The 14,110-nt window shown below is 44.3% G+C and carries 9 protein-coding genes; all 9 read left to right on the plus strand.

Annotated elements, in window-relative coordinates:
- The first annotated feature begins 599 nt into the window (after nucleotides 1-599).
- The gene (locus tag AC2VDX_RS03230; RefSeq protein ID WP_378174875.1) at nucleotides 600-2,462 is read left to right on the plus strand and encodes a fatty acyl-AMP ligase; all 1,863 of its coding nucleotides are present in this window, start codon (nucleotides 600-602) and stop codon (nucleotides 2,460-2,462) included.
- Nucleotides 2,463-2,528: 66 nt separating this feature from the next.
- Nucleotides 2,529-4,337 carry an acyl-CoA dehydrogenase family protein gene (locus AC2VDX_RS03235; RefSeq protein ID WP_378174872.1) on the plus strand — a complete coding sequence of 603 codons (1,809 nt, stop codon included), beginning with the start codon at nucleotides 2,529-2,531 and terminating at the stop codon, nucleotides 4,335-4,337.
- Nucleotides 4,306-4,758: an acyl carrier protein gene (locus AC2VDX_RS03240; protein WP_378174869.1), complete on the plus strand. Its 453-nt coding sequence runs from the start codon at nucleotides 4,306-4,308 to the stop codon at nucleotides 4,756-4,758. The genes AC2VDX_RS03235 and AC2VDX_RS03240 overlap by 32 nt, the downstream gene beginning before the upstream one ends.
- A 190-nt stretch (nucleotides 4,759-4,948) precedes the next feature.
- Nucleotides 4,949-6,412: an MBOAT family O-acyltransferase gene (locus tag AC2VDX_RS03245; RefSeq protein WP_378174866.1), complete on the plus strand. Its 1,464-nt coding sequence runs from the start codon at nucleotides 4,949-4,951 to the stop codon at nucleotides 6,410-6,412.
- Complete coding sequence (locus AC2VDX_RS03250) at nucleotides 6,412-7,377, plus strand: hypothetical protein (protein WP_378174863.1); 966 nt, start codon at nucleotides 6,412-6,414, stop codon at nucleotides 7,375-7,377. The genes AC2VDX_RS03245 and AC2VDX_RS03250 overlap by 1 nt, the downstream gene beginning before the upstream one ends.
- A gap of 64 nt (nucleotides 7,378-7,441) precedes the next feature.
- Complete coding sequence (locus AC2VDX_RS03255; protein ID WP_378174860.1) at nucleotides 7,442-8,803, plus strand: NAD(P)/FAD-dependent oxidoreductase; 1,362 nt, start codon at nucleotides 7,442-7,444, stop codon at nucleotides 8,801-8,803.
- Nucleotides 8,804-8,872: 69 nt separating this feature from the next.
- The gene (locus tag AC2VDX_RS03260) at nucleotides 8,873-10,708 is read left to right on the plus strand and encodes a DCC1-like thiol-disulfide oxidoreductase family protein (RefSeq protein WP_378174857.1); all 1,836 of its coding nucleotides are present in this window, start codon (nucleotides 8,873-8,875) and stop codon (nucleotides 10,706-10,708) included.
- A gap of 178 nt (nucleotides 10,709-10,886) precedes the next feature.
- Nucleotides 10,887-12,449 (plus strand): glycosyltransferase family 39 protein, encoded by a 1,563-nt coding sequence (locus AC2VDX_RS03265; protein WP_378174854.1) that lies wholly within the window; start codon nucleotides 10,887-10,889, stop codon nucleotides 12,447-12,449.
- A 56-nt stretch (nucleotides 12,450-12,505) separates the two neighbouring features.
- Entirely contained in the window at nucleotides 12,506-14,059 is a 1,554-nt protein-coding gene (locus AC2VDX_RS03270) for an ArnT family glycosyltransferase (protein WP_378174851.1), read from the plus strand.
- Nucleotides 14,060-14,110 lie beyond the last annotated feature (51 nt).

Consider the following 14,110-nt stretch of genomic DNA (forward strand, 5'->3'; position numbering starts at 1 on the left):
GGATGGGCATCTCTAGCTAAATGTTTGAAAACTTGTAATTCTACATCCATTGCCCTACCTACTGTGTAGAGTTTTATTTTTCAATTTCTTTATTCATTATATTCGGAAAGTGACAGAAGAGGGATAATCCCTACTAGCAAAGGGGTTAAACTTTGCTGGTAGTCACATCTTCCGGAAACCAGCTTTTGTAAAAAAAATTTACTGTTTGTAATTTAGATGACAGATTAATCCTGCTTAATAATGAAATAACTTTACAAAATCTTTATAAAACTTTTTAGGTGCCATATCAAGAAAAGCAATGTAGGATAAGTTATTTGACGTATTTAGTCTGGGGGTTCAAATATATTTTTTTGATAAAGATTCGTAGAATTACTAGTCTTCAAGATAGACATCAGATCAAAATTGAAAAACCACCGAAAGATTGATCTTTTTACTCAAGACCACTATCTGTAGCTTCCATGATTGTTCAAGTTAGACGCTTTTTTAAAATCCGAACAAAAACAATAAAGAAAATGAATCGTAGTTCTTAACCTAGCGCTCTCAACTTTCTGGTGCCGCGACCACTTCTCAATAAAGCTACCAGGTTTCCATCAGTACTTATGAACACCGTCACACCAGGCGATATTGATTCTTCTACAGCTCAGAATTTTTCTACGCTGGTTGAACTGCTGCGGTGGAGGGCACTCCAGCAGCCGGAAAAGCTAGCTTATACGTTTCTGATTGATGGCAAGAAAGAAGGTTCCCAGCTCACTTATGCACAGCTCGATCGTCAAGCGAGAGCGATCGCTGCCTTGCTACAACAGCATAATGCTAAGGGAGAGCGGGCACTGCTGCTTTATCCACAAGGTCTAGAAGTGATCGCTGCTTTTTGCGGTTGCTTATACGCCGGAACGATTGCCATTCCCGTACCCCCACCGGAAGCGGGGCGACTGAAGCGAACCTTGCCCAGACTGCAAGCGATCGCAAAAGATGCCCAAGCCTCATTGGTGCTAACCACCTCTGGAATTCTTTCCCTGGTTGAAGAGTACGACGAGAAGATTCCGGAATTTCAGGCGATGCGCTGGATTGACACCGAGCAGGTAGACCTGTCTCTGGCTGATACCTGGCAAGATCCAGCCGCAACCAGCGATATGCTGGCGTATCTCCAGTACACCTCAGGCTCCACCTCCACCCCCAAAGGTGTGATGCTCAGCCACGGCAACGTGATGTTCCACTCAGCGAACCTCCAAAAAGCCTGTGGCTATACCCCAGACAGCGTGACTGTGGCGTGGATGCCTTACTTCCACGATTACGGATTGGTTGAAGGACTCATCCAACCCCTCTACAACGGTATCCCCTGCTACGTGATGTCGCCCTTCGCCTTTATTAAACGCCCGTTTCACTGGCTCCAGGCGATTTCGCGCTACAAAGTCACCCATAGCCAAGGTCCTAACTTCGCCTACGATCAATGCGTGCGTAGGGTTACACCAGAACAACGCGCCACCCTAGACTTGAGTAGTTGGCGTGCAGCAGGCAATGCCGCCGAGCCAATCAACCCTCAAGTCATGGAAAGTTTCTACGAAACCTTTGCACCGTCTGGGTTTCAGTGGAATGCCTTTTGTCCTGCCTACGGATTGGCTGAGGCAACTCTGTTAGTATCCTTCTCTGCACAAACCGCAACACCCGTTTTGTGCAATCTCGATCCGGCAGCATTGGAAAAAAATCGCGTCGTTCCAGCCTCCAAAAATCATGATATTGTGCGGACGGTAGTAGGATGCGGGACTAAAGTTGGCAATACCAAGATAGCGATCGTGCATCCAGAGAAATTCACCCGATGTGCAGAGGATGAAGTCGGCGAAATTTGGGTATCCGATCCTAGCGTGGCTCAAGGCTATTGGCAGCGACCCGAAGAATCGGAAAGCACTTTCCAGGCACGCATCGCAGATACAGGTGTTAGCGAAGCGGGGCGAAGTCCAGAGACATTTCTACGGACTGGCGACTTGGGATTCTTAAAAGATGGTGAGCTATTTATCACAGGTCGCATCAAAGATTTAATTATCATCCGAGGCACCAATCACTATCCGCAAGATATTGAATGGACTGTACAAGAAAGCCATGCAGCGCTTCGACCCGAACATGGCGCAGCGTTTTCAGTGATGGTGGGCGAGGAGCGACTGGTAATTGTCCAAGAAGTCGAGCGCCATACCCAGAATCTAGACAACAATGAGGTCATGGGAGCCATCCGTCAGGTGGTATCAGAACAGCACGAGCTACAGGTTTATGCTGTGGTATTGGTGAAGCCTGGAAGTATCCTGAAAACTTCCAGCGGCAAGATTCAGCGTCAGGGTTGCCGAGCAGCTTTCTTAGCAGGAAGTCTGGATGTAGTCGCGGATTGGAGCGAAAATCCTCAAGCCACGGCAAAGTTTCAAAGTCTCAAGGGAGAAGTAGAATCCCTGTTGCAGAAAGTGCAAATGCCTAAATAGCGATTGGGATTGGGAATTGCTAATTGCGATTACCCATTACCCATTACCCATTACACGGAGAATTCAATGCATCAACTAAAACAGTACTGGGTCGCTGAAGCGCTCGAAAAGGATTTAGGCGATCCGACACAGGCGGAAAGTGTGATGTCCTTCAAAAGCGTCATGGAGTTGGACGAGCGCGAAGAATTTCCAGAAAAAGAAGTTGAATGGCTCTACAACTGGAATCTTCATCACTACCACATCCCCGTGGAATACGGCGGCGAACTGAAATCTTATGAAGAATTCATCGCTTTTGTGAGAGTTTTATCCAGACGCGACCTTACGGCATCGATAACTTTCAGCACGCTTTTCTGGTCTGGTTTGGTTTGGATGGCGGGCACCCACGAACAGAAACAAAAGCTAGCAAAGTTTATTAAAGATAAGCATGGTGCCATGTGTCTCGCTTATTCAGAAAGGGCACACGGAAGCGACCTGGTTGCCAGCGATGTCCAGGCAACTAAGGTTCCTGGTGGTTATCTCCTGAATGGGGAAAAATGGCCAATCAACCGAGCGACAATTTCTGGAATTTCGGTTGTGCTTGCCAAAACAGATGACAGTGGTGGGGCACGCAGCTTGTCTCTGTTTGTTGTTGATAAAAGCGAGATCGATCCAGCGGGTTATTCCAATCTTCCTAAGATCAAGACTTTGGGAATTCGCGGTTCCGATATGAGCGGAATCCGTTTTGATAACTGCTTTGTGCCTGAAGAAATGCGTTTGGGGCAAGAAGGCGCGGGTTTAGAATTAGGGCTGAAAGGCTTTCACCTAACTCGTACTTTGTGTGCAGCATTTTCTTTAGGATCGGCGGATACAGCGCTTAGAACGGTGCTGAAATTTGCTCTAGGGCGGAAACTGTACGGCAAAACTGTTTTTGATATTCCCCACCCTCGGACTACTTTAGTAGAGGCTTTTTTAGATATTTTGGTTTGCGATTGTGTCACGATTGCAGGGGCAAGAAGTTTTCATGTCGCGCCGGAACAATCTAGCGTTTCATCTATCTTCGTGAAATATTTTGTGCCGACGGCTGTGGAAAAGGTTGTTCAAAACCTTTCCGTGATTCTAGGGGCACGCTTTTATTTACGCGAAGGTCACGATGAGGGAATTTTCCAAAAGGTTGCCAGAGACAATGCCATTATTAGCGTGTTTGATGGCAGTACGGTTGTTAACTTGCACGCGCTGATTTTACAGCTTCGTCAGATGGCGAAATACCGGGCGAAAAGAAATGCTGCTACTTATGAGAGATTGCGATCGCGTCTGGAATCCAGATTTTCTCTAGCGGCACCTCTGCCGCCGTGCGAACGAGCAAAATTTGAGCTGTTCAGTCGGGGATGCGATGACGTTTTACAAGGTCTGGAAATCTCTCTAGAACACTTGTATGACTTAAAGACGGATTCCAGCGTCGATGCTGAAGTGTTGCAGAAGCTGATAACACTGACAAGCACTGTCCTCGAAGAACTCGACGCACAGGATGAATTCTTGGCAAGCTCAGGCTTTGAATACGGACACGATCAGTCTCCTGAGTTATTTGAACTAGCCAAGAAGTACTGCACATTGCACGCCGCCGCCGCAGCTGTACATATGTGGATTTACAACCGAAAAATCTTGGGTGACTTTTTTGCCAAAGGTGAATGGCTGGCAATTTGCCTCAACAGACTCCTGATGACTTTTCGTCCTTCATCAGGTATCATTCCTAGCATTTACATCGAGAATGTTGCCCAAGAACTTCTCAAGCTTGACAGAGAAAACAAGATGTTTTCGATTGTCCCCCTCCAACTAGCCCAATCCCAATCACAAGAGGAGAAACCCCATGCAGCTTCAGAACTCCAGCTCCAAGCCTAGTGAAGATTTAAGCAAAAACAATTTACAAGACGACAGTATGATTGTTGAAAACTCCCCGGCTGAAGCGATTCAAACCTGGCTAGTTACCAAGCTTTCTAAGCAACTTTCACTCAATGCAAAAACCATTGATGTCCGCGAACCTTTGACGCGCTACGGGCTGGATTCCATCGATGCTGTCACCTTAGTTGGGGATTTAGAGGATTGGCTGGGATGCGAGCTTCCTTCGACTCTGCTGTGGGATTACCCTACTATTGAAAAATCTGCTGAATACTTGGTTAAAGAGTTTGATGTCTCAGCGGCAGTATCTACAGATGCTGTAAGCAATGGAAAGGCAGCTAGTAATGACCAAACGGAAAAAGTAGAGGCATCTTCCAAGTCTTCTGGTTGGGGCGGTCTCTGGAACCGGATTAGCGGCAGCTAGAGAAAGATAAACGGGTTGGTAATTGGGAATTGGTAACTGGTTAAAAATTTTGTTTGCTGTTGTGGTGGCTGTAAATCTTCAACTCCGGACAATGAAAGATAACCCATTTCTGATGACTAATTACCAATCGCTAAATACTCGATTAAGATACTAACTTTTAATTGCTAAAAAATATGGAGGAAACAGTCAATTGAATTTCTCTGATTTCTCCTTCTGGTGGGTACTTCTTCTGATCGGCGTTCCACTTTTCACGGTTCGCTATATAGGCAAGTACCTGAACATTTGGCGAGATTACTTTGATAGCATCGGGTTGATGGTGCTGTCGCTGACGCTGTTTATGAATGCGTCGCGCTCCAGCTTTATCATCTTCGCCTTTGAGATTATCTTTAACTACTTGATGGTGCGGCTGATGTTGCGCCGTCGAGGTTGGGAATCGCAAGCGATCGCAGCAGCGGTGATCGGGATCGACATCGCCATCCTTGCCTACTTCAAATACGTGAACTTCTTTGTGGAAGATGTTCTAGGACTATTTGTGGGAGGAGTTGCTGAGAGTTGGCAGCAGAGAGGCGGCATTCCCGGAGCAGGTGCAATTCCTCCAGGGATTTCGTTCTACACCTTCCAGATGGTTGCTTTTGTAGTGGATTCATTCAGAAGCAAAAACAAGCAGCCAACTAAAGTTATTGATTACATCAACTTTGTTTCCTTCTTCCCACAAGTCGTCGCTGGCCCGATTGAGCGCCGAGCTGACCTGTTTCCTCAAATTGAATCATTCCGCTTTAAGTTCTCTGTAGAAAACTTCGAGGATGGTCTCAAGTGGCTGTCTTTGGGCTTGTTTATGAAGTTGGTACTGGCGGATAACTTGTCGCCGTACATCAACTTGCAAGAAACTGCAAATGTCTGGCTAGTCTGGCTATCTATCTACTTATTCACCCTAAGAATTTACTTTGATTTTGCCGGATATAGCTTCATTGCGCTGGGTTTAGCGAAGTTTCTAGGGGTTCAACTAACGCTTAACTTCATCGCCCCCTATACCTCCCCAAGCATCCAAGAATTTTGGCGTCGCTGGCACGTGACGCTGAGTACCTGGTTTCGAGACTACGTTTTCCTCCCCCTGATGGGCGCAAAGAAGCAGTGGGCGGCATTTTATCTGTTCGTCACATTTACGCTCTCAGGCTTTTGGCACGGAGCCGCTTGGAATTTCATCATTTGGGGTGCCTATCATGGCTTGTTACTGCTAGTTCTGCGATATGCGGGTCGCCCTTTTTACCGCTTCGTTGGCGAACGTCTATTCATGCCTCAGTTCTTATCGTGGGCGCTAACGTTTGGTTCAGTGATGCTGGGCTGTCTATTCTTCATGGAGTCAGATATCACTCGACTGGTACAGAAGCTGCAAACACTGGTGACGCCTTGGGCGTACTCGTTCTCAAATTTGGGAAAGGCAATGAGTTCCTTTAGCGAGAATGAGGGAGCTGTATTAGTTTTGATACTCTTTCTCACAGCGGCGGAATTGTTCTTGGAACACCTCGCAGTTTGGCAAAAACGGACGTGTGAATATGATTTGCTGTTATCTCCCTGGTTAACTCGTGTTCTTCTGGGTTTGACCATCTTGCTAGCTGCAAATACCCCTTCTAAATTTATTTACTTCGAGTTCTAATGTGGAAACCTCTAAAGCTTGCTAGTTGGATAGCGGTTGCTGGCTTAGCCTGGTCTGTTGGGTACCTTTATAACGTGCGCTACGGTGGAGAACTGAGCTGGCTGCGTGCCATGTACGAACGCAAGGTGGCGCTGGCAAGCCAAATTGAAGCACCCCACCGCCTGCTGATAACAGGTGGTTCTGGAGCGCACTACACGTTGAATACCAAGCTAATGGAGCAAGAACTCGGCATTCCCGTATTCAACATGGGGTTAGATGGCCCAATTGGTCTAGATGTCATCCTTCCGAGTATTTTGAGTCAAGTTCGCCCAGGCGATATCGTGCTTCTGATTCCAGAGTACCTGTTGCTGTTGGATGAGGATGGGCTGGGCGATCGCTCTGGTTCGTTTGGGATGGCAATTGGACAGCCCGGTTTGGGAGGAATCCCTCCCAAACAGTTGGCTCTAGACGCGATGCTGCTTGGGGTTCCAACTCTTAGAGGAATTACTAAGTCGAGCTTGGAGGTGATTGAAAACGGAAAAATGACCGGCTACTACTCCGATCCGGTTGACGAACGTGGCGACCCTACCGTGACCAAAGAACGCGCTGGGAAGTGGTGGCAGATGAAATTTGAAGAACCCGTATCTAAACACGCGCTTCAGCGGATCTCTAAATTCCGCGAAGAAGTCGAGGCAAAGGGAGCGACTTTAGTGCTGTCATTGCCGTGGGTATATGCTAACAGTAGCGATGAGAAGACGGTTAGTAACGTTAAAAAGACGGCTGAGGAACTGAGCAAAATCGCTCCATTGATCTACGAGAAGGACTCGTTGAACTTGAAGAGTGACTCTAACTTGTTTGCCGATACCCACTATCACCTGAAACCGGAAGCCAGAACAATCAGGGCAATGGAGCTGGTTCAACAGCTAAAGCCAGCGATCGCTTCGCAACTGACAGCACCCAACTCCACAACCAAAGTGCCGCAATAGCTAATCGCTAATCTTCCATTAGGGTTCGATATCAAGCTTATTTACACGCACCCCTGTCAATGATATGGACGGCAAGCTAGACGGCACAAGGCATCGGAGAAAGGTCAGTTCTGCTTCTTCTGGGTCTGGGAACGCAACTCCCACCCGAATTTGCATTCTCGGTGGGGGCTTTGGCGGTCTTTACACTGCTTTGTACCTGCGCCGTTTTTCCTTACTGAAATCAAATAAATGCGAAATTACCCTGGTTGAGCAAAAAGATCGCTTTCTCTTTACTCCCTTGCTATACGAACTGGTGACAGACGAACTGCAAGCGTGGGAAATTGCTCCTTCTTATCAGAAGCTATTAAGGAACACAAATATTCGTTTTTGTCAAGAGACGATTCAGGAGGTTGATTTACAAACGCGCCAGGTAAAGCTTCAATGCGGTGAGGTACTCGCTTACGACTACCTAGTTTTGGCAGTAGGGGGAGAGACGCGCTTAGAGGGCGTTCCCGGAGCTGGCACTTATGCCCAAACCTTTCGCAGTTTGGCGGATGTAGAGCTTCTTAAACAACAGCTGCGCGAGTTTGAGCTTTCTGAGCAGAAACAAATTCGGATCGCGATCGCTGGCGCTGGCCCCAATGGCGTAGAACTAGCTTGTAAAATAGCCGACCGGCTACAGGAACGAGGGCAAGTGCTGGTGATTGACCGGGGCAATCAAATTCTTAAAACCTTTTCCGCTCATACTCAAGCTGCTGCTCACCGTGCTTTATCTGCTCGTGGCGTGCGGGTAGAATTAGAAACGAGCATCAACCGCATTGAACCTGACCAAATCACCTTGGTTCGGGATGGTCAGATTGACACTCTGCCTGTAGATTTGGTATTTTGGACGGCTGGAACCCGACAGATCGATTGGGTGCGCGAACTCGATTGCCAGCATAATCGCCAGGGACAACTGATTTCTTGCCCTACCTTACAATTGGTTGACTATCCAGAAGTGTTTGCCTTGGGGGATTTGGCGGAAATTTACAATCCCCGTGGCGCACGGGTGCCAGCAACTGCTCAAGCCGCTTTTCAACAGGCAGATTGTGCTGCCCGCAACATTTGGGCAGCGATCGCTGGCAGACCCTTACGGCGCTTCCGCTATTTGCACTTGGGAGAAATGGTGACGCTGGGAAAGGGTGCCGCTGCGGTCTCTAGCTTTGGTCTGAATCTAGAAGGGCGCTTGGCATCTATTACCAGACAAGTCGTCTACCTCCAGCGACTGCCAACGGTGCCTCACCGTCTCCAGGTGGTGAGAAATTGGCTTCACCAAGCGATTCGGCGGGTTGTTTTAACAGTCTGGAAGTGGCTGACGGCAATCCGGCGGCAGTTAGTAAAGCTAGGGTTCAAGAGTTTGGGAAAACGGCGATTGGCGGCGAATTACTCCCGACGATCTAAGTATTAAATTTAACAAACGGCTAATCGCTGACTGCGATTAATCATGAAAAAATTTTCCATCAAGGTCTAACGTTTTATGGCTTCTACTCAGCAAAAATCTAAAGCCATTTTTACTTCCAAGCTTGAGCAACTGTTTGGGTTAGACCTGCGATCGCTAGCCCTGTTTCGGATTGGCTTGGCGCTGGTTGTCCTTGCCGATTTAATCATTCGGGCTGGGGATCTGACAGCACATTATACAGATGCTGGAGTGATGCCGCGATCGCTACTAGCCACTATCTTAAAACCTTGGTATTGGTCAGTTCATGCGCTGGGCGGTCAAACCTGGTTTCAAGTAATTCTGTTTTTGCTGGCTGGATTTGTTGCTTTAGGGTTATTGGTGGGATATCGCACCAGGTTGGCAGCGATCGCAACTTGGGCGCTAATGGTATCTCTCCACAACCGGAACCCAGCTTTAATTTTTGCGGCGGATGATGTACTTCGCGCACTGCTTTTCTGGACAATGTTTTTGCCCTTGGGTGCTTATTACTCCATTGATAGTGCCCTGAATACATCCACCCAAAAATTACCCAAGCGCATCCTCTCCGGTGCCACGCTAGCACTGACGCTACAGCAATGCTTCATCTACATCTTTTCGGCGGCTTTTAAAGCTAAGAGTACGCTTTGGTGGCCTGATGGCAGTGCGGTTTATTATGCCTTGAATTTCGACCAGTACGCTACAGCATTTGGTCAATTCCTACTTAGCCTGCCTTCTGCACTCTTAGTCTTACTCACCTTTAGCGCCTTGTCGTTGGAATCAATCGGGCCACTGTTCCTCTTCGTTCCCTTTCGTACTAGCTTTTTCCGCTGCTGTACAATTATCTCGTTTATCCTCTTACATATCGGTTTCGGATTGTCGTTTGTACTGGGGATTTTCCCGTTTCTCAGTATAACTAGCTGGCTAGTTTTCATCCCAACTGAAGTTTGGGACTCAGTATCTAAGCGGCTGTATACTCCCGAACGAGCCGGACTCCAGATTTACTACGATGCCGACTGCGGCTTCTGCAAGAAGGTTGTCTACCTGATTCGCACTTTCCTGATATTGCCTGCACAGACGCCACTGCTCTTAGCTCAGGACGATCCCTCGATCTTTGCAGATATGCAAGCGAAAAATTCCTGGGTAGTGGTGGATTGGCAAGGAAACAGACATTTTAAGTGGGAAGCGATCGCCTACGTATGTAGTTTATCCCCCATCTTTAAGCCACTGGTTCCCCTTCTCAAATGGAGACCCGTGATGTCTGTAGGAACGAAATTTTACGAGACAATTGCATCTAACCGCAAGGCTGCTGGTAACTTTACCAAACCCTTCAAGTTCCGTCCCCTTGAAGTACGTTCTTCGCGACCGATGAATATAGTGACGTTACTCTTGCTAGCTTACGTCACCATCTGGAATTTCCGAAGTTTTGCCCCAGAAAAATTTAATCGAAAAGCGTTAAATTCAATTGACTGGATTAGTCGCATTTTGAGGGTAGACCAATCTTGGAGTATTTTTGCTCCCGCTCCCCCCAGAGATGATGGTTGGCACGTAATCCCAGGCAAACTTAAAGATGGAACTGAAGTTGATGTTTTGAGGGACGGCGATCCTGTGAGTTGGGAGAAGCCGAGTCGGAAGATGCGAAACGCCCTCTATCGAAATATGCAGTGGCGCACCTATTTCATCAATCTCAATCGCGCTATCGGCAAAAAGCTTTATCCCTACTATGGGCAATACCTCTGCCGCGACTGGAACGCTCGACACCAAGGTTCAAAACAACTGGATAACTTTGAAATTGACTTTATGAACGAGAGAACTGTGCCACCCGGTCAACCTCAAAATGTAGAAAAGAAGCCCACTTGGCAGCAATCCTGCTCCCAGAATCCCGAACTAGATAAGTAAAGATCATCTAGCAAAAAGTTTGGAGTGACAAGTTTAAAACACTTATCATTCAAATTTTTTCCAGCCGAGCGACCAGATAAACCTTACTATTTAAGACTTGCATGGTTTTGCCAGTCGCATCGGCTCTGTCCTTATTAGTTCTCACTTGATTATGCAGCGCTATCGTTAAACATTTAAAATGCTTAAATTTAAATTTTGGGAAATGCTCGATAGCAAAAATAAGCAAAAACTTAAAACCTATTTAAGTATATTTATTTTTTTCTGGGCGCTCTTTATTTTGAGTAATTGCGGATTCGATTATGCCGAAGGCTCCTTCCACTACAAGCTTGCAGAGCATATTGTTACCACAGGACAATTAGGTTTTGATACTTCACAAGAGGGAATTTTTTCAATAGCACCTAATGGTAGAACCTATGCTTCCCAAGAAATAGGAAACACACTATTTTTTCTGCCTACCGCTTTTTTTAACGTAATTTTAGAAAGGATTTTGTCTCCCTTCGCTACGTTGAAAGCTATATCTATAACGAAAGAATTTATACGTTCATTTCAGCCTGGGTTTTATTCTGCACTCACAGTCACTGCTTTTTTCGGTATCTTGCGGTTTCAGTTTGGTCAAGCTATCTTACCCAGCTTTATAGCGACCTTATGTCTAGCTATTAGCACTTATTTTTGGACTTATACTAGAGAATCGTTTGATGGAGTTCTCTGTTCTACATTATTAACTGCATCTTTCCTGCTCCTATTAAATTTTATAGATAGTAAAAAATCCCCTTATTTAATATTAGCTTTTATTTGTCTAGGGTTTTCTTTGATTACCAGAATTTCCATGATTTTAGCTATAGTAGCTTCAATTGGTTATCTGGTACTTATTAGCAGACTGTCTTTAATAATCAGAATAAAGAATGTCGCTACTGCATTACTGATAATCTTACCTTTTTTATTATGGCAATCTTGGTATAACCATCTAAGAACTGGATTTTTCTACCTTTCTCCGGTTCAAACAGACGCAAAATACTTGGGTAACAATGCGTTGGATGGAAATGTTTTTACAGGATTAGCAGGTCTTTTGCTAAGTCCTGGAAAAAGTATATTTATTTATGCCCCTTTATTAATCCTATCTGTTGTTCTATTCAGAAAATTCTTTAAGGAGCATCAAAAAGAAGCTTTGTATATATTGGTACTAACAATAGCCTGGTTTCTACTCCATGCAAGGTTGAGGAGTTGGTATGGTGGCGGGGGATGGGGACCCCGTTATCTAGTCACCGTCCTACCCATTCTCTTTTTGCCCTTTGCAGCCAATATAGAATATGTGCTACAAAGAACCTCGTTGAAACTCTCAGCAATTTTTCTAGCTTGTTTTGGTTTTATTCTCTCATTGTCATCAATTATTTCACATTGGTACTGGAGGCTAGATTTTGCTAGAAAAGATGAAGTAGCTTATGTCTGGAAGTTCTCAAATAGCCAGTCATTGGATATGTTGAAGAGTGCAACGAGGAATCTTGTCACTTCTTTTAAAATTGCTACTCATTCCCCAGCAATTCAAAAGCAAAATTTATGGTATTTACATTCAGACATAGAAGCTTACGGTAGTCATACTGTAAATATCTGGCCTAACTCTCTTGTATTTATCGGTATTCCTTGGTATTTAGTAGCGATTTTAGTTGCTTTTTTATTGTTGATAATGTATTTATCTATTCGGAATATTTTCCATCTGGAAGCTACCAGCAAGATGACAGATTGAATTAATTTCAGGGACAGGCATAAAGAATGAGTTTTTTAAGGAATAGGGTTAAAACAATGTTAAAGCTTAAGAATAGCCCAGCAAACATTACTGCATATACTTTAATCGTATTATCCCTAGTTTTTGGCTTTTTTATCCGACTATTCAGTGTTCTCAAATATACCACTTTTTTTTATTACGATCAGGCCAGAGATGCTGAAATCTACATGGAGATGTGGCAAGGAAATTGGCCAATATTAGGTCCCTCTGCATCTGTGGGAGGATATCATCTACCACCTCTTTATTATTATCTAGTTTTTCCTTTTACTATATTTGGCCCAGATCCAGTTTTTACGGCTATACCTAATGCTTTATTCTCTTTTTTATCTATTCCGCTTTTAATTTATTTAGTTTATGAACTGTTAGAAAATGTTGAATATTCAAAACGCCTTCTTTTGGCAGGATTAGCGGGTTTTTGGTACAGTCTAATTTTTGGGGAAATTTTTATAAGTACCTTCCAGTGGAACCCCAGTCCAATTGTATTTTTTCTGCTTTGTTTTACTTTACTCTACAAATATCAGTTAGAAGCTAGATTTTCTTTGGTTCCTCAATGCTTTTCTTGGGTACTTTATGGAATTGTTTTAGCAATACTAATTAGCTTGCACTCCACGACTCTTTTTGTTATGCCAGTGGTTTTTATCGCCAGCTCTATTTTGTTTATATCAAAAAACCGTAGGACTCCTATTAGGTATCTACTACCTATTTTGTCTGTTTTAGCAGCATTTGTAGCTTTGTTTCCTTATTGGAAAGGAGAGATTAGTCGCGGTTGGTTGAATACTAAACAAATTATGGTGACTTTAACTAGCTCTAATCAAGAAGCTCACTCTAATATTTTGAGTAAGATTGGTAGGCTGGTATTTAATTATGTTGAATTAGGACAACAAGCTTATTTTACCGGCGAAGGTTGGTTTTATATCTTAATCTCTACTATTTTCTTGGCGATTGTTCTAACGGTAGGGATAGCTAAATTTAAAGGAAACAAAACTATTTTCAGTGTTTTAGCATTTACTTGGTCTATTTATTTATATGCTGCTTCAAATTATCAAGGAATTTATTACGTTCATTACAAGCTTTTAATTTTAATTGCTCCAATAATTTTGGCTGTGTTGAGTTTAGCTTACTTGGATTTATCTAGAAAAACAGACAAGTTATTGAGTGTTTTTTTAATTGTAAGTATAGTTTTGTCAATCTTGATTAATATAAACTATGACTATCAGTATTTAACCAGCAAGTATAGCCAAAATAGACTGGTATCTACTTCTGACATTACTCAAATTCTAAGTCAATTACCTGCAAACTCAACAATCTGTACATTTGATCCGAAACCTGTCGGTTGGATGTCAATGTACCAGCCCTACAAATATATTGATAAATACATCACTAAAAAGAATTTAAATATTGTCAAAACCTTTTGTCAAGCAGGTAATTACTTGGTTTATCCAAAGTCCTATATGGTACAACGAACTGATAATCTTTTTCCAGTTTTTAAGGTTTATAGTAATCCAGATTTAGCACAAGATTATAGTACAGTTTTAGAAACTCCAGTTGCTGATGTTTATCTTCTAAAGTAGAAGAGACATCCTGTGTGGCTAAGTTAAATATTTAAGGACTGAAATGGACGG

It is taken from the genome of Coleofasciculus sp. H7-1 (assembly GCF_057473865.1).